This window comes from Alkaliphilus oremlandii OhILAs (genome assembly GCF_000018325.1).
Taxonomy (GTDB): Bacteria; Bacillota; Clostridia; order Peptostreptococcales; family Natronincolaceae; genus Alkaliphilus_B; species Alkaliphilus_B oremlandii.
The window spans coordinates 1637901-1656241 of the sequence record NC_009922.1 but is presented as its reverse complement, the minus strand read 5'-3'; the positions used below and the strand labels follow the sequence as shown (position 1 = coordinate 1656241).

Annotated in this window: 15 protein-coding genes; 1 reads left to right on the top strand and 14 read right to left on the bottom strand. The window is 34.4% G+C overall.

Features of this window, described 5'->3' with window-relative positions:
• Positions 1 to 643: 643 nt before the first annotated feature.
• The gene (locus tag CLOS_RS07960) at positions 644 to 2266 is read left to right on the top strand and encodes a glycosyl hydrolase family 18 protein (RefSeq protein ID WP_012159402.1); all 1623 of its coding nucleotides are present in this window, start codon (positions 644 to 646) and stop codon (positions 2264 to 2266) included.
• A 137-nt stretch (positions 2267 to 2403) separates the two neighbouring features.
• On the opposite strand, the gene CLOS_RS07955 is transcribed toward CLOS_RS07960, so the two are convergent.
• The 14 genes from CLOS_RS07955 to rpsO form a co-directional block, all read right to left on the bottom strand.
• Complete coding sequence (locus CLOS_RS07955) at positions 2404 to 3597, bottom strand: pyridoxal phosphate-dependent aminotransferase (RefSeq protein WP_012159401.1); 1194 nt, start codon at positions 3595 to 3597, stop codon at positions 2404 to 2406.
• Between the two features lie 107 nt (positions 3598 to 3704).
• Complete coding sequence (locus tag CLOS_RS07950; RefSeq protein ID WP_012159400.1) at positions 3705 to 4532, bottom strand: PHP domain-containing protein; 828 nt, start codon at positions 4530 to 4532, stop codon at positions 3705 to 3707.
• A 144-nt stretch (positions 4533 to 4676) separates the two neighbouring features.
• Complete coding sequence (locus CLOS_RS07945; protein WP_012159399.1) at positions 4677 to 4937, bottom strand: stage V sporulation protein S; 261 nt, start codon at positions 4935 to 4937, stop codon at positions 4677 to 4679.
• Positions 4938 to 5129: 192 nt separating this feature from the next.
• On the bottom strand, positions 5130 to 6644 hold the full coding sequence (gene rny / locus CLOS_RS07940; RefSeq protein WP_041719124.1) for a ribonuclease Y: 1515 nt from the start codon (positions 6642 to 6644) through the stop codon (positions 5130 to 5132).
• A gap of 388 nt (positions 6645 to 7032) precedes the next feature.
• Entirely contained in the window at positions 7033 to 8091 is a 1059-nt protein-coding gene (gene recA, locus CLOS_RS07935; RefSeq protein WP_012159397.1) for a recombinase RecA, read from the bottom strand.
• Positions 8092 to 8222: 131 nt separating this feature from the next.
• A complete protein-coding gene (gene pgsA, locus CLOS_RS07930) occupies positions 8223 to 8759 on the bottom strand; it encodes a CDP-diacylglycerol--glycerol-3-phosphate 3-phosphatidyltransferase (RefSeq protein WP_012159396.1) in 537 nt (178 codons plus the stop codon).
• Positions 8760 to 8815: 56 nt separating this feature from the next.
• Positions 8816 to 9865 carry a tRNA 2-selenouridine(34) synthase MnmH gene (gene mnmH / locus CLOS_RS07925; protein ID WP_012159395.1) on the bottom strand — a complete coding sequence of 350 codons (1050 nt, stop codon included), beginning with the start codon at positions 9863 to 9865 and terminating at the stop codon, positions 8816 to 8818.
• 48 nt (positions 9866 to 9913) lie between these two features.
• Positions 9914 to 12229, bottom strand: a complete 2316-nt coding sequence (locus CLOS_RS07920) for a DNA translocase FtsK (protein WP_012159394.1) — start codon at positions 12227 to 12229, stop codon at positions 9914 to 9916.
• A 221-nt stretch (positions 12230 to 12450) separates the two neighbouring features.
• Positions 12451 to 13188, bottom strand: coding sequence for a ClpP family protease (locus CLOS_RS07915; protein WP_012159393.1), 738 nt, complete (start codon positions 13186 to 13188; stop codon positions 12451 to 12453).
• An 80-nt stretch (positions 13189 to 13268) separates the two neighbouring features.
• A complete protein-coding gene (locus CLOS_RS07910; protein ID WP_012159392.1) occupies positions 13269 to 13526 on the bottom strand; it encodes a YlmC/YmxH family sporulation protein in 258 nt (85 codons plus the stop codon).
• 118 nt (positions 13527 to 13644) lie between these two features.
• Positions 13645 to 14883, bottom strand: coding sequence for a M16 family metallopeptidase (locus CLOS_RS07905; protein ID WP_012159391.1), 1239 nt, complete (start codon positions 14881 to 14883; stop codon positions 13645 to 13647).
• 74 nt (positions 14884 to 14957) lie between these two features.
• On the bottom strand, positions 14958 to 15689 hold the full coding sequence (locus tag CLOS_RS07900) for a polysaccharide deacetylase family protein (RefSeq protein WP_012159390.1): 732 nt from the start codon (positions 15687 to 15689) through the stop codon (positions 14958 to 14960).
• A 112-nt stretch (positions 15690 to 15801) separates the two neighbouring features.
• Complete coding sequence (gene pnp / locus CLOS_RS07895; protein ID WP_012159389.1) at positions 15802 to 17922, bottom strand: polyribonucleotide nucleotidyltransferase; 2121 nt, start codon at positions 17920 to 17922, stop codon at positions 15802 to 15804.
• A gap of 136 nt (positions 17923 to 18058) precedes the next feature.
• Positions 18059 to 18322, bottom strand: coding sequence for a 30S ribosomal protein S15 (rpsO, locus tag CLOS_RS07890; RefSeq protein WP_012159388.1), 264 nt, complete (start codon positions 18320 to 18322; stop codon positions 18059 to 18061).
• Between the last annotated feature and the right edge of the window lie 19 nt (positions 18323 to 18341).

Sequence of the window (18341 nt, the reverse complement as noted above, 5' to 3'; positions counted from 1 at the left end):
CAGGGGTGAGAGCATAATGAAATAAGCAACATCAATTGCCCTAAAAAACTTTTTCTCTATACTATTCCCTAAATATACATTTAAAGAATAGTTGTTTAGTTTATTATAAATCACTTCCATCGGTCTGTCTAGCAATTTATTTTGTAAAAATAACTCCATCGTTTATATGTCTGTTACTGATATATTTTATAGTTTATCCTGATAACTTTTGTTTTTAATTATTGTGCAAACTAAGATGATTTTAGTAGTTTGATATTCAATTAGTCCAAACAAACTGATTAATAATTTTTTATATAAAATCCTTTCGTCGAATATTTTGTGAAGTCTACAAAATATATCTTGTTTTCATTGAATGAATTTGGTTTACGCTATTTATAGATTATCATTTATTGAGCCTTCAGAAATCTGTCAACGTACGACAAATTTTACTTCTTACATCAATTTTCGCTTCCATCCAACATTTTTTTCTTTATCTATTGATAATAATTATCATGTGATTATTTCCCAATGGCATTGACTACACACGAAATCGTGGATCCCCATATGATGGATCTACAACCAAATTTTATTGGATTGTTCCAATTACTCAACTTTGATACACTCATATATGAATACAAACATATGACATGAGGAGATATTATTAATGAATAAAAAAACGATAAGCTCTACCCTACTCTCTATAGTGATATTCGCTTCATTTTTATTTACAAATAGTTTATCTGCAGAAGGAATCAGCAGAGTCAATATGGGCTATCTGTATTTTGGAAGTCCCAAGGATTACACTACTATTGTAAACAATACAAACAATAGCCTTACTACGATTTCACCGAGCTATTTTGATCTTGATTCAAATGGAGATTTAGTCATTACGTCGAAGCTAGAGACTTCTTTTATCAATGAAATGCACAAGAAAGGCAAAAAAATCGTTCCATTTTTAAGCAATCATTGGGATCGAGCAATTGGACAAAAAGCACTGAAAAATAAGGATAAACTTGTTAAGGATATCGTAAAAGCCATCGACCAATATAATTTAGATGGCGTCAATATTGATATTGAGAATTTGTCCCATACGGATAAGGATAATCAAACTGCTTTTATTAAACTACTCAGAGAAAAGTTGCCGAAAGAAAAACAGTTGTCTATTGCTGTAGCAGCCAATTCAAAAGATTTAAAAGTTGGGTGGCATGGGTCCTATGATTATAAAGAAATAGCGAAATATGCGGATTATCTAATGTTGATGGCCTATGATGAAAGCTGGGAAGGAAGTAAAGCTGGCCCAATTGCAAGCATTAATTTTGTTGAAAAATCCATAGAGCATCTTCTATCAAAGGGAATTTCATCAAACAAAATAGTATTGGGTATCCCCTTCTATGGACGTATATGGAAATCAGATGGGATGTTTCAGGGAAGAGGAGTTTCTAATAACCAAATTGACATTTTAATCGATAAGTACAAAGGGAAAGTGGTATATAATTCAAATAGTCAATCGCCCATGGTGACGATTTCTATTCCCAAAAATGACAAAATTAAAGTAGGATATGATACCATTCTAAATGAAGGCACTTATACAATTTGGTTTGAAAACGAACAATCTATCAAGGAGAAATTAAAGTTGATTCCAAAATATGATCTTAGAGGTGCAGGTAGTTGGAGTATTGGACAGGAATCAAAAAATACTTGGGATTATTTTGATTTATGGTTAAACAGCAAATACTTTTCTGATATTAAAGATCATTGGGCTGAGGAATCCATACGATCTATGATTCAGAAATCTTGGATGGTTGGAACTTCGTCTAATAAATTTTCTCCAGACAGGTCACTTACCAGAGCTGAGGCAGCCACTATATTGGTACGATTTCTAGAATTGAACATGGAGACTCAACAATCTGATACAAGGATATCTTATAATGATGTTCCCGAATCTCATTGGGCGAAGGATTATATTCGAACTATTAGTCATCATGGTATTATGACAGGCTTAGAGGATAATAGATTCAGTCCAGACAAACCATTGAGCAGAGAGGAAATGGCTACAATACTATATCGAATCGTTAAAGACAAAGGCCTAGATAAAAAGGTAGGTTCAACATCTAAATTTAATGATATCCAACCTGAGCTATGGTCCTATGAATACATCAATTTTATAAGTAATTTAGGGATCTTTGGTGGATATGAAGATGGCACATTTAGACCAAGTAAGCAGAATACAAGAGCAGAGATGGCTACATTGATGGAGAGAATATCCCATCAATTGAAAACAAGGTAAGGTTTCATGATTATAATTTAAGATGTTCAAACAAAAAACAAAAGGATAGATTCTTTGAACTGAGCCCTACAATTAGACTTTTTGTCTTGTAAATGGGCAGCATTTCATTTTCATCTATCCTTTTATTTTAACAAGAATTACTTATTTAACAGATCGTCAATTCTATTCAGAGCTTCTTGAATATTTTCTAATGAAGTTGCATAGGAAAGACGTATGAACTCGTCTGTTCCGAAAGCAATACCTGGTACAACCGCAACATTTGCCTTATCAAGTAGCAATTCGGATAAATCCATGGAGTTATGGATGGTGACGCCTTGAATTGTAGTTCCAAGTAATTTTTGGATATTCATCATCACATAGAATGCACCTTTAGGCGCAATACAGGATAGTCCATCAATCTCATTAATTCTTTGCACCATGAATTTTCTTCTTTCATCAAAGGCTACTCTCATTTGTTCAATTGAAGACTGGTCTCCAGTCAATCCTTCAATACTAGCATGTTGTGCAATTGTGTTTGGATTCGATGTAGCATGACTTTGTATATTCCCCATTCCTTTAGCGAGGATGGCATGGCTAGCTGTATATCCGATTCTCCAACCAGTCATTGCATAACCCTTTGACATACCATTGACAACGATAGTCAAATCTTTAATCTTGTCATTTAAGGAGGCGATACTGATGTGCTCTTCTCCCTCATAAACTAATTTTTCATATATTTCATCAGATATAATAAATATGTTCCGTTCTACCGCAATTCTTGCAATTTCTTCTAACTCAGACTTTGTATAAACGGCTCCTGTTGGATTGGAAGGACTGTTTAGAATGATTGCCTTTGTTTTTGATGTGATTGCATTCAAAAGATCTTCTTTATTTAGTTTAAATTCATTTTCTTCTGTACAATGGACAAATACAGGAGTAGCATCGGCCATCGCAACCATATCAGGATAGCTTACCCAATATGGCACAGGAATAATAACCTCGTCACCAGGGTTACAGATCGCTTGGAAAATATTGTATAATGAGTGTTTTCCACCATTGGATACAACGATATTTTCAGGCTTATAATCTAAATTATTTTCAGCTTTCAATTTGTTACAAATTGCTTGTTTCAGTTGAGGAAGACCAGATGCTGGTGTATATGTAGTAAACCCTTTTTTAATCGCTTCTATAGCAGCATTTTTTATGTTCTCAGGTGTAGCAAAATCTGGTTCACCAACACCAAAACTAATAACATTAATTCCATCTGCCTTCATTTGCTTTGCTTTGGAATCTATGGCAAGTGTTATTGAAGGTGAAACTTGTTGCGCTTTTTTAGAAAGTTGTATATTCATCCACATTCCCTCCGTATATTTATAATATAATCATAATCATTGTAACAAATTTAACAAAAATATTCTATACATATCCCATTCATAATTAATAAAATTAAGTAATATATTTATGCTCTTCTAAATAATTTTTGTATACTATCCAATGATATTTTGATGCTTCCTAAATCTCCGTGATAACTTTCATCATTATCTGGTGGAAAGTGAAAATCAGATCCTGCAGTTACGAAAAGATTATGTTCTTCAGCCATCTCTAGAAATTTTCTTGAGAGAGACCCTGTATGCTCCGAATGGTATACTTCAATCCCATCGATACCCAGTGTAAGGATGTCTTCTATAATTTTATCTGATTGAATGAGCCCTGGATGTGCTAGGACGGATATCCCCCTTGCAGCTTTTATAAGACCAATCGCTTCTTGTGGCGACAGCTTAGCCCTGGGAACATAAGCTGCTGCATCTTGTGCTAGATATTTATTGAATGCTTCCTCTAGATTTTTTACGTATCCATGCTCAACCAGAGCTCTAGCGATATGAGGTCTCCCTACAACTCCATTTTGAACTGTTTGCATGATACTTTCATAATCCAGCTTCATTCCCATAGAATTCAATTTGCTTACAATTTTATAGGCCCGATCTCTTCGCTCCTTTTCTAAATATCGAAGCTTCTCTTTTAAACTACTATTTTTATAGTCAATCCCATAGCCTAAGATGTGAACCTCTTCACCATGATACTCAGCGCTCAATTCGATCCCTGGAATCACAATAAAATCTTTATAGATACTTGCGTGGTCAACCGCTTCTTCAATACCATCAATCGTGTCATGATCTGTTATTGCAATGCCCGATAACCCTTTCTCTAGGGCATATTCTACCAATTCCTTAGGTCTGTATACACCATCAGAAGCAGTCGAATGTGTGTGCATATCGATGAATTTCATTGAATACTCTCCTTTACAATTCCAATATAAGATGATTATACCCAATCATAAAATAAATAGAACCTAAAACGTAAAATTTACTTTTTATATGATACCTATAAAAAAGACCTGCCATACGTGAGCAGATCTTTTAAGGCCGTAATATTATCTTGGTTCTACAATCAATTTAATTGCAGTTCTTTCTTCGCCATCTATTAAAATATCGGTAAAGGCTGGTACACAGATTAAATCTAATCCACTAGGAGCTACGAATCCTCGTGCTATTGCAACTGCTTTAACTGCTTGATTTAGAGCACCTGCGCCAATCGCTTGAATTTCAGCGGTTCCTCGTTCTCTAAGAACTCCGGCTAATGCTCCAGCTACAGAATTTGGGTTTGATTTTGCTGATACTTTTAATACTTCCATCCTATTAAGTCCCCCTTTTAATATATTCGGCATATATATTGTTTTATCAAAGTATACTATTCTACCTAATTTTAAAAATACCTGCACGATTAATAAAATTTTCTAACATTTTTGATAATTAGAATATCCACCCATTCATTTTAATAAGTTATGGAAGGACTTTCTACAAAAAAAACTGCTTTCGCAGTTTTTTTATTTAGCATATTCAATTGCTCTTGTTTCTCTAATGACATTTACTTTAATCTGTCCTGGATACTCCAGCTCAAATTCAATTTTCTTTGTAATATTTCTAGCAAGCATAAAGATTTCTTCATCGTTATAAACTTCTGGTTTTACAATGATTCGAATCTCTCTACCAGCCTGAATCGCATAGGATTTTTCAACACCATCATGTCCATTTGCTATTTCTTCTAATTTTTCAAGACGTTTTATATAGGATTCTAATGTTTCTCTTCTAGCACCCGGTCTTGCTGCAGATATGGCATCTGCTGCTGTTACTAAGATAGCCTCGATTGACTCTGGCTCATAATCACCGTGATGTGTAGACATTGCATGGATAACATCTTTAGATTCTTTATATTTCTTTAGAAGTTCCATCCCTATCTCAACGTGAGTTCCTTCAATTTCATGATCCACAGCTTTACCGATATCATGTAGTAAGCCTGCTCTTTTAGCCAACTTAACATCTGCACCTAGCTCTGCTGCCATAATTCCAGCTAAATATGAAACTTCAATCGAATGGTTTAAAACATTTTGACCATAACTCGTTCTATATTTTAGCCTACCTAATAGTTTTACAAGTTCAGGATGCAAGCCATGAACTCCAGTTTCAAAAGTAGCCTGTTCACCAGCTTCTTTTATAATATTATCTACTTCTTTTCTAGCCTTCTCTACCATTTCTTCAATTCTAGCAGGATGGATTCTTCCATCTACAATCAATTTTTCTAGTGCAATACGTGCCACTTCTCTTCTAATTGGATCAAATCCAGATAAAATTACGGCTTCTGGCGTATCATCTATAATTAGATCAATACCAGTAAGTGTTTCAAGGGTACGAATATTTCTACCTTCTCTACCGATTATTCTGCCCTTCATTTCATCACTTGGAAGTTGTACTACAGATACTGTAGTTTCTGCAACATGATCTGCTGCACATTTTTGAATTGAATAGGCAATTACTTCTCTTGCCTTCTTTTCTGATTCCTCTTTCGCTTTAGATTCAATGTCTTTTATCATTAATGCTACTTCATATTTTGTTTGTTTTTCAACATCACTTAATATGAGTTCGCGCGCTTCTTCAGATGTTAAACCAGATAATTCTTCAAGCTTTTCAACTTCCTTCTGATAAAGGTTATTGATTTCTAATTCCTTGTTATCTAGTTCTTTAAGCTTCTTATTTAACTTTTCATCCTTAAGCTCTAAAGTTTCTGACTTCTTATCTAAGGCTTCTTCTTTTTGTATTAATCTTCTCTCTGTTCTTTGTAATTCATTGCGCCTTTCCCTATTTTCCCTCTCTAATTCATTACGAAGTTTATGAACCTCTTCTTTAGCTTCCAATAATAGCTCTTTTTTAGTAGTTTCAGCATCTTTTTCAGCATCTTCCACAATCTTTTTTGCTAAATCTTCAGCATTGCTAATTTTACCCTCCGCAATATTTTTTCGAAAAAAATAGCCGACAAGGCATCCGATTAAAATACCAACTAAGATTAAAAGTCCGTTTAAAACAAGTGTATTTGGAATATTTGGACACCTCCCTTATTAAATTTTAAAAATTCCAAGTTGCTCAATTCCATATAAATAGACCTTATCAATAGATAAACTCTTGATTTGTCTTTATTTTATATCTTTTTTATACAAGTGTCAAGTTGGAATATATGTACTGCCAGCTATGGATTAAAAAGCTTCAGGCTTTTCAATATATATCCAAAGTAGTCTTCTATAAAAGATAAAATAAAACTTGTTCGCTCAGGCTCACAAAATTTATACCGCGCTCAACTCTAGGTGGAGCTTAGCGTTTTAAGTCTCAAAAAAAGAACCTATTGGATTGTTATTATAGGCTCTTTCTAGAAAATATATTAGATATTATTTATTAATTTTATTCTTCATTTTCCTCTGTTGCATCGGGAACATCATTTTTAGCCTGGATTAGATCTGTATTTGTTCCAGATTGAATCGGAAGGTTGTAATATTCCCTTATTTTATTTTCAATTTCTAAAGAAATTTCAGGGTTTTCTTTTAAAAACTGCTTACCATTTTCACGTCCCTGCCCTAGCCTATGTTCACCATAGCTATACCAAGCACCAGATTTAGTAACGATATCCAAACTAGCTGCAACATCTAAGATATCTCCGGCTTTAGAAATTCCCTCACCATACATGATATCAAATTCAGCTTGTTTAAAAGGAGCAGCAACCTTATTTTTAACAACCTTTACTCTAGTTCTGTTTCCAACGACATCGTTGCCTTGCTTGATAGAGTCAACTTTTCTTACATCTAAACGTACAGATGCATAGAATTTAAGTGCACGACCACCAGTTGTTGTTTCTGGTGTACCAAACATTACCCCTATTTTCTCTCGAAGCTGGTTTATAAAAATAGCGATTGTATTAGATTTACTAATGGAGCCAGCTAGTTTTCTTAAGGCCTGTGACATCAGTCTAGCTTGTAATCCCATGTGGGAATCTCCCATTTCTCCCTCTATTTCTGCCTTTGGTACCAATGCAGCAACAGAGTCCACAACGATAATATCAACAGCACCGCTTCTTACAAGAGCCTCTGCAATTTCAAGAGCTTGTTCACCGGTATCCGGTTGTGAAACAATAAGATTCTCTATATCAACACCTAGATTTTTAGCATATGAAGGGTCAAGGGCATGTTCTGCATCTATAAATGCAGCGATTCCTCCCCTTTTTTGTGTTTCCGCAATTACATGAAGTGATACTGTTGTTTTACCAGAAGATTCGGGTCCATATATTTCAATAATTCTACCTTTAGGAATTCCACCAATTCCTAAAGCGACATCAAGGCCTATAGAGCCTGTGGATACACTCTCCAGGTTTAACTTAGCATCCTCTCCTAGCTTCATAATAGATCCTTTACCGAACTGTTTCTCTATTTGACTAAGTGCCATGTCCAAAGCTTTTTTCTTTTCCATAATACCGCCAGATAATCTCTGGCCACCTTCCTTTCATATATAGAATCTCGAACAAATGTTCTAATATCATTATATAGTATAATGCCTAGATGGTCAAACTATATTTTCATAAATAAGTAGGTCTACTAACATTATCCTTTAAAAACATGCTTATTTATGATGATATAATGAACCCCAGAAATTACCGTCAATAGTACGGAGATCCACATCATGATCATATCAAATGGAAAGTTGATATATCTAAATGGAAAGTTATTTAATAAGATTGCGATAATGGCAATAATTTGAGTAATTGTCTTTGCTTTTCCCCACCAGCTAGCAGCAATAACGATACCTTCTGCTGCAGCTACTGCCCTCAGTATACTGATTGTGAACTCTCTAGCAATGATTATTACTACAATCCAAGCTGAAATTTTTCCCATCTGAACAAGGGAAATTAATGCGGATGAAACTAAGAGTTTATCGGCCAAGGGATCCATAAATTTACCAAAGTTCGTAACTTCATTTCTCTTCCTCGCTACATATCCATCCAAGGAATCTGTAATTGCCGCAATGATAAATATACCAGCTGCTATTGAAACACTATAAGGTATTTTGTTTAAAAGAAAAATCATAAAGACAGGAACTAAAAAAATTCTAAAAATAGTAAGTTTATTCGCTAGATTCATTAATATCTTCCCCCTATTAACTCTACAGATATAAGTATAAATAAAGCCGAATCCCATTAGGATTTTTTTTCTAAGCAATGATAAAGATGAGCTATTTTATGAACAACTTCATTAATATCATCGTAATTAATTTCCATGGAATATTCATATTTGTTGATAGAATGCAAATACAAAGGATCGTAATATTCAATTATCAACTCTCTTGCAATTTTATCATAAGACTTCTCTTTAATCCAGTCAATATGTTGATTCACCTTTTCGGTACCAATGCGTTTTGTGAGACCAGTGATTGCATTTGCTAAAAATTCATCGTTGCCTTCAGTATTTGTCACATAATCATGTACAAGGCGCTCTACCCTAATCTCAATCGATGTATTAATTAAGACCTGATATCCACGGATAATGGCGTTATAAAGCCCTTGGGGAAAAGTAACACTACCCAATCGATGACCTTCACTTTCAACCACAATATATTCACTATTACTTTTTCTAAGGATTTCAAAAGCATTGGCTTCAAACTCCTTTTGTTTTACAGGTTTTGTACCTTTATATGCAAAATGTCCAAAAACAGAACCACTATTTCGCACTAGTTTCTCTAAATTGAGAATTGGAATATTTAACGCTTCTAATTTTTCAAGTATTTCAGTTTTACCAACACCGGTATAGCCATGAAGTACGATGCATTTGTGCTTAAACTTACCTTCAGCAAAATAGTCCATAACATATTTTCGATATTTCTTATAGCCACCTTCTAACTGATAGACATTGATACCTAAAGAGCTTAAAAAGCTGCAGACAGATCCGCTCCTAAGCCCACCTCTCCAGCAGAATACAATAACATTTTTTTGTTCTTTTATCAATTGATTGATTTCGTCATAAATATTCTGCAATTTATAAGAGGCAAATTGTATTCCTTGGATCTTAGCCTCATGTTGATTTTCTTGTTTATACAAGGTACCTACGATTGCTCTCTCGTCGTCATTTAATATGGGGATATTCTTAGCATTTGGTATGGAGCCTTCTTCAAATTCTACTGGTGATCTCACATCAATAAAAACAGAATTTTCCATGTAGAGAGCCTCTTCTACTGTTATTTTTCTATACAATTCTTTCACCTTCTAGTTTAATGTGTATGTTCATATGAGCAAATATTTTTATTCATTTGTATTGTGTTCAAAAAAACTCATATCTATGAGTACTTGTCTCGGCTTACTTCCTTCATGAGCGCCGACAAATCCTTTTGCTTCCATTTCGTCAATTAACCTTGCAGCTCTATTATATCCTATCCTTAATCGTCTCTGTAGCATAGAAATAGAGGCTTGCTGTCCTTCTACTACAATTTTTAAAGCTTCATTGAACAATTCATCAGAATTATTGGAAGTCTCTATATTGTTTTGATTAATTTGTTCTACAATTTCTGTTTCATAATGAACTTCATTAGTCTGTTCTTTAATAAAGGTTACAATTCGTTCTATTTCTTTTTCTGAAATAAAAGCGCCTTGAATCCGAACTGGTTTACTTGCACCAACAGGATAAAATAACATATCTCCTTTCCCCAGAAGTTTTTCAGCCCCTCCCATATCCAAAATTGTTCTAGAGTCTGCTTGGGACGCTACGGAAAAAGCTATTCTTGAAGGTATATTGGCTTTGATTACCCCTGTAATTACGTCTACAGAAGGACGTTGTGTAGCGATAATTAAGTGTAGTCCAGCTGCCCTAGCCATTTGAGCTAAACGGCAAATTGCATCCTCTACATCGTTAGGAGCCACCATCATTAAATCTGCCAATTCATCTATAATAATAACAATGTATGGTATTTTAGCATCCTGAAGTTTATTGTTATATCCATCAATATCTCTTACACCGTTTTCAGCAAACATCTTATATCGCTTCGTCATTTCTTGTAGAGCCCAATTCAGTGCGCTGGTTGCTTTTTTAGGATCCGTTACAACAGGGATCAGTAAATGAGGAATGCCATTATATTGATTTAATTCCACAACCTTTGGGTCAATCAGTACCAGTTTTACCATATCAGGACTAGCGTTATATAAGATGCTTAATATCAATGTATTAATACAAACACTTTTTCCAGAGCCCGTAGCACCGGCTACAAGCAGATGTGGCATTTTTGTTATGTCGGTAACGATCGGTGTACCGGATACGTCTTTACCCAATGCAAATGGCAAATTTAAATTAGAGTTTTTATAGGTAGGAGTATCAATAACCTCTCTCAGTGCAACAGTAGCGATATCTTCATTTGGTATTTCTATTCCAATTGCGGCTTTACCAGGGATTGGTGCTTCAATTCGAATGGCCTGAGCAGCTAAATTCAATGCGATATCATCACTTAAATTTACAATTTTACTTACTTTTACTCCCGCACTAGGCTGTAGCTCATATCGGGTAATCGTAGGACCTTTATTTACTTGCACTACCTTAGCCTCTACACCAAAGTTAAGCAATGTCTCCTCTAATATTTTTGCTTTGGCTTTTATTTTTTTTGTATCATCTTTCGTCGATTGAGAAACGACTTGATTCAATAATTCAATATCAGGAAATTGATATGCTATAGCTTGGGGCACATTATTATAGCTGATATTTATTTCTGAATCTCCAGATTTTAAAGCTTCTTTAGAAGCTGAGCTGACTTGATTCATAGAGGTGCTGATTTCTGGAGACGAATCAGAGATCACGATTGCTTGTGCTTCACTCCCCGAAAAATCTAGTATCTTAATTTTATCTTCTATGCTATCCTCTTTTTCAAAAGGTATCGACTCTTTCAGCCCATGAGGTGCTGAATTTTTTTTCTTCTCTACTTTTCTTTTAATGTTCTCATTATTATCCTTTACAGGAACAAATATAAAGTTTAGTATCCCCTTATAAATACGCTGTATGGTTTTTATAAGATAATCTTTTATATTGGCAAGTGTAGATACAAGTGAGATATTTGTATGCAAAATTAAAGAAATAAGTAATAAAGTGCTGATGATGATATAAGTAATGGTGACACCGAATAAACTAACCAGCAGTATACTGATACTGATGCCGATAATTCCGCCCCCGATTCCTTGTGTTCCGAGTGTAAAAGCTTCTTTTAACCACGCCATATTCGTATTTGCAGAAATACTATGAACCTTATCAATAGCAGCAAGAGATTTAAATATCGTAATTGAGATAAAAATCAACAAATAAAAGAATACCGTTTTCTTTTTCTTCATTAAGGATTTATTAATAAATATAAATACGCCGTATATTAGGAGTAAGTATGGAAGCACAGCGACAGAAGTAGAAAATAAGCCCATCAGAACAAATTTTATCAACTCCCCAATCCTTCCAATACTGTTGCCATATACGATTACGAATAGAATTAAACCTAATGCAATGGTGAAGATACCATATATTTCATTGTTAAATTGTTTAATTGTAGTGTTTATTGTAGTGTCTTGTTTTTTACGTTGTTTTCTGCTCACAATCATCACTCCATTATGATTTAATTAAAGTTAATATTTAAAATGATGGGATTTATAAATTAACTCAATAATATATTCTACACTAAATTAGTAAAACCTACAAACATTCTATAAAAGAATATGAAAATTTAAAATTTGAAGTACTGAAAATAAAAAAATAGGAAGAATAATGATACACTTCCTATTATAATTAAATTTTATTAAATTTCAAATTTTAATTGTTATTCATTCTCTCTAATTAAATCTTTTAATTTAGATATAGCGCTATTCAATCCACCAACTTCATCAATTAAGCCATGATGAACTGCCTCTTCTCCAATTAAAATGGTACCGACATCATTGGCTAATTCATCCGTTGCATTCATTAGGGAAGTGAAGGTTTCTCTTTCCACATTGGAGGTTCTTAATACAAAATTTATGATTCTCTCCTGCATCTTCAGAAAATATCGAAAAGTTTGAGGGATTCCAATAACCAATCCATTCATTCGGATGGGATGGATTGTCATCGTAGCTGTAGGTGCAATGAAAGAATAATCACCAGCTGTAGCTAGTGGTACCCCTATGCTATGTCCTCCGCCGATCACCAATGTCACTGTGGGCTTAGATAGACTACCGATTAGTTCCGCGATAGCTAAACCAGCCTCCACATCTCCTCCCATTGTATTTAAAATAACCAGTAAACCTTTAATCTTAGGATCTTCTTCTACAGCGACTAGCTGAGGGATGATATGCTCATATTTTGTAGATTTATTCTGTGGTGCTGCAATCATATGTCCCTCAATTTGTCCAATGATGTTCATGGTATAGATACTTTTATCAGATTGTGGTAAATCATTTACACCGAATTCACGAAGATTTTCCATTTGCCTAGAATTTTCCTCAGGCTCTTTAAGATTTGGATTGTTTTCATTGTTCATGGTAATTTTATCATGCTTCAGTTTTTCTTCAAATTTATCCATGGTTTCACTCCTATGCTGCTGATATATTTTGTTCCTCTTCTTATTTTTACCTGTTTCAATTCATATATTCTCTATTCTGACTAATACTTTGTTCGTTGTTCATTTTCAGACTCTATAATGATCATATCACTACCAATCTTTTTTATAGCATCCCAAGGAATTTCAGTCAAGGAATTACTCGCAAACAACCCTAAAAAGCCTCTGGGTCCCGGTATTAGCAAAGAATGTATTCTACCAGTCTTTTCATCAATCAGCAAATCAGATTCTGCTATGATTCCTAATCTACTCCCATCACATAAGTTTACGATTTCTTTTCCTCCGATCGTACTGAGTCGCATAATGATTCCCCCTAGTTTTTATAATAAATAAGTGCTTTTCATATCATTAAATATATATGGATATATTTATTTTTTATTCTATTAAAAAAAGTCCTGTAAGGACTTTTTTAGATGAAAACTAAATTTTTATAGGATTGTTTTTCCCTACAGCTGTGATGGACATTTCTGCAAAGTTAAATACTTTTTGAATGATACGCTCTATATCGGCTGATTTTACCGACTCAATTTTATCTAGTATTTCTTTTGGGCTGTATATTCTGTTCAATAATAATTCGGATTTTCCTATGGATGTCATTCTGCCACTGGTACTTTCTAAGCCAAGAATATAGTTTCCTTTAAGCTGTTCTTTAGATTTGTTGAGTTCTTCATCACTGATGGAATTCGTAACGATTTCGTTAATTTCCTCTCGAACAATACGGATGATCTCTTCAACTTGATTAGGGTTTGCTCCTGCATATATAACTAAATTACCACCATTTTTATAAACCGATGGATAAGAATAGATAGAGTAGGCCAATCCTCTTTCTTCCCGTATACTTTGAAATAATCTGGAGCTCATACTACCACCTAGGATATTATTTAGGACCAATAGAGGGTAAGTATTTTCATTATCTAGCTCAAAGCCTTTAAACGCCATACAAATATGGGTTTGCTCTATATCTTTATTTTTATAAATATTTTCAAAATTAAAATCAGCAGGCTTTTTTACCTTTTTTAACTGGTTGTTGGGGGTCCAAATACCAAATTGGCGTTGGATCTCTTCTAATAATGTAGTTTCATTGAAGTTCCCTGCAATGGATAGCACTGCATTATTCGATACATAGTATTCTTTGATATAATCTAAAATCATTTCTCTCGTAATATTATTAAGAGTCTCCTTTGTACCCAGAATGGGCATACCTAAAGGATCGTTTTTAAATAAAGTCTGCGATGCAATATCATGGACTAAATCTTCAGGAGAATCTTCATACATATTAATTTCTTCTAATATGACACTTCTTTCTTTTTCTATTTCAGTTGGGTCAAATTTAGAATGGAATACCATGTCTGCTAGGACATCTAGGGCCAGATTATAATGGCTATCTAAAACCTTTGTGTAGTAGCAGGTGCATTCTTTACTTGTGAAAGCATTCATTTGGCCTCCGATACTATCTATAACTTCAGCTATATCTTTAGCACTTCTCTTCTCAGTTCCTTTAAAGAGCATATGTTCTATAAAATGAGATATTCCATTATTTAAGGAACTTTCGTTTTGAGCTCCTGCTTCAATCCAAACGCCAATGGAAATTGATTTTACATAAGGGATATGTTCTGTTACAACTCTTAATCCATTTTCTAAAGTATATCGTTTATACATTTTTTCCTCCTAGAATTCCTTCTTTTTCATGTACATCATATCCATTATAATTGACCGAATAATACTATGCAAGCTTATTCAGCTAGAATATCACTTACTCTTCCTACTTCTAAATTATTATCTCGCATAGCTTGAATTAATTGAGGTAAAGCTTTTGCAGTCTCAGGCATTGGGTGCATCAATACAATTGCACCCTTAAAGTCATTTTTCTTAAGTACTCTGTCTACAATGACTTCCTTTGTGCTGCCAGCACGCCAATCGATGGTATCTATTGTCCAAAGTATGGTTTTATAACCTAGTTCATTTGCTGCAGTTAAAGTATGTTCATTATAAGCTCCAGAAGGAGGTGCAAATAAGGTGAGTTTTGTATCTATATATTTGTTCAATATTTCATCCGCTTTTTTTATCTGCTCTTTATTTTTCTCCAGTGATAGTGCACCATAGTCTAGATGCTCGTACCCGTGGCTTCCAATTTCGTGGCCTGCGTCCACTATTTTTTGCATTAAGTCGGGAAACTTACTGGCCCATCTTCCAGTTACAAAAAAGGTGATTTTGACATTTTCCTTATCCAGTATATCTAATATATCTGGTATAACTTCGTTCCCCCAATCTACATTGCAGGCAAAAGATATGTATTTACTATTTATATTACCTCTATCGATGGCCTTTAATTCATTGGTATGTAAATTATTAAAAACTTCACGTTCTCTGCTGTTAAATAAGAATAAAGATATTGTGATGATCAATATGCTGATAATCACTGCAGATAATATCCTTGCAAACCTTTTATTTATAATAATTACCATAACCTACCTCCCCCAAATAATTAGATTTTGATAATATATTATTCCAAAATAAATTAGTTATGCAATGATTGTGTATAAAAAAATAAATAAAAAAACATAAACCGATTTAGGTTTATGCCTTTTGTGGGTCGTCTTGCTTTTTATCATTGTCCTTCGGTAGAAGTGCTTTTCTAGATAAGCTTACTTTACCTTGCTGATCAATCTCAATGACTTTAACATCGATCTCGTCCCCTACAGCTAGAACATCCTCTACTTTATTTACTCTTTCATGGGCTAAATTAGAAATGTGTACGAGACCTTCCTTACCAGGAAGTATTTCTACAAAAGCACCAAAATTCATAAGTTTGATAACTTTACCCTTAAATATATCGCCGATTTCAGGTTCACGAACAATATTATTAATAATGCTAAGAGCAAGTTCTCCAGCTTCTTGAGTTTGAGCAGCGATGAATATTGTACCATCATTTTCGATATCAATTTTAACACCGGTATCTTCAATGATTTTGTTGATAGTTTTTCCGCCAGAACCAATAACTTCTCTAATTTTATCTGGATGGATTTTCATTTTCAACATACGTGGTGCATATGGAGATAATTCTGGTCTAGGTGAGCTGATTGCTTCCTTCATTTTATCTAGGATATATAATCGGCCAACTCTAGCTTGTTCAAGAGCATCTTTTAAAATCGGCTCATCAATCCCTTTAATTTTGATATCCATTTGGATCGCAGTAATTCCTTTCGCTGTTCCAGCTACTTTAAAGTCCATGTCTCCAAGGTGATCTTCCATACCTTGTATATCCGATAGAATTGCTACAGCATCGCCTTCTTTAACCAATCCCATGGCAATCCCTGCAACCATATCTTTTAAAGGAACTCCGGCATCTAATAGGGATAATGTACTGCCACACACACTTGCTTGTGAAGAAGAACCATTGGAAGCTAAAACTTCTGAAACAACACGAATTGCATAAGGAAAGTCATCTTGAGAAGGAATCATTGGCTCTAGAGCCCTTTCTGCTAAAGCACCGTGACCAATTTCACGTCTTCCAGGACTTCTTAACATCTTTGTTTCTCCAACACTATAAGGTGGAAAATTATAATGATGCATGTATCGTTTAGATTCTTCCTTGCCAAGGCCATCTAAAATTTGCACATCACCGATTGCACCTAGTGTTACGATGGATAATACTTGGGTTTGTCCCCTTGTAAATAGACCCGAACCATGAGTTTTCGGTAATAGATCTACTTCGCAAGAAATCGGTCTGATTTCATCGTGCTGTCGATCATCCGGTCTTTTTTTATCGTATAGGATGAGGTTTCTAGTTTCTTCCTTTAAAATGGAATCTAAAATTGTATGTATTTGCTTTAAATTCAGTTCTTCTTGGTATTTCTCATAGAAATAGTTGATGGTTTCCTCATTAGCTAATTCAATTTTTGCATTACGTTCTAACTTCTCCACGGTTCGGATAGCTTCAGATATTCGAGTCTTAGCATAGGCTCTTACCTCAGTTTCAAAATCTTCATTGATTTCTAAAGTAACAACCTCCTGCTTTTCCTTACCAACCTCTGCTGCAATTTCTTCAATAAATGAGATGATATTCTTAATTTCTTCATGAGCAAATAGAATTGCTTCCAGCATCTGCGCCTCTGTTACTTCATTAGCACCTGCTTCAATCATCATGACAGCGTCTTTCGTACCAGAAACAACAAGATCTAAGCTACTATGTTCTCTCTCATCACTTGTAGGGTTGATCAGGAGTTTTCCATCTACCAATCCTACATGTACCGAAGCTGTCGGCCCTTGGAATGGAATATCAGAAATGGATAATGCAATAGAAGAACCCAGCATAGCAACAATGTCCGGTGTGCAATCAATATCTACAGATAGAACGGTTGCAATGATTTGTACATCGTTTCTATATCCATCTGGGAATAGCGGTCGAATAGGACGATCAATTAATCGAGATGTTAATATGGCATTTTCGCTAGGTCTACCTTCCCTTTTTATAAAACCTCCAGGGATCTTTCCAGCAGCATACATTTTTTCTTCATAATCAACGCTTAATGGAAAAAAATCGATTCCCTCTCTCGGTGATTTAGAAGCGCATGCATTTACTAAAACAGCAGTCTGTCCATATTTTAAAAGACAAGAACCATTAGAAAGCTGCGCCAATTTTCCGACTTCAACCTCTAAAACTCTTCCAGCGATTTCTTTTTTAAAAACTTTAAACATATTTTATTATCCTCCTCTCGTGTATGTATTCTTTTCTACAATAGTAATATTATTTCCTTCCAGAAATAAAAAATTCTTATGAAATTTGAAAAAAATGTGATAATACAAATAATAGAGCGGGAAATCCCGCTCTTTATTATTTTCTTAATCCTAATTTTGCAATAATTTCTCTGTATCTTTCGATATCTCTATCTTTAAGGTAGTTTAGAAGGTTTCTTCTTTTACCTACCATCTTTAAAAGCCCTCTTCTAGAGTGGAAGTCTTTTTTGTGAGATTTTAAATGCTCATTTAAATGATTGATTCTTTCAGTTAATAATGCGATTTGCACTTCTGGAGAACCTGTATCATTCTCGTGAGTTTTAAAAGTATCGATGATTGTTTTTTTGTTTTCTTGTATCATTCTTTTCACCTCCTCATGA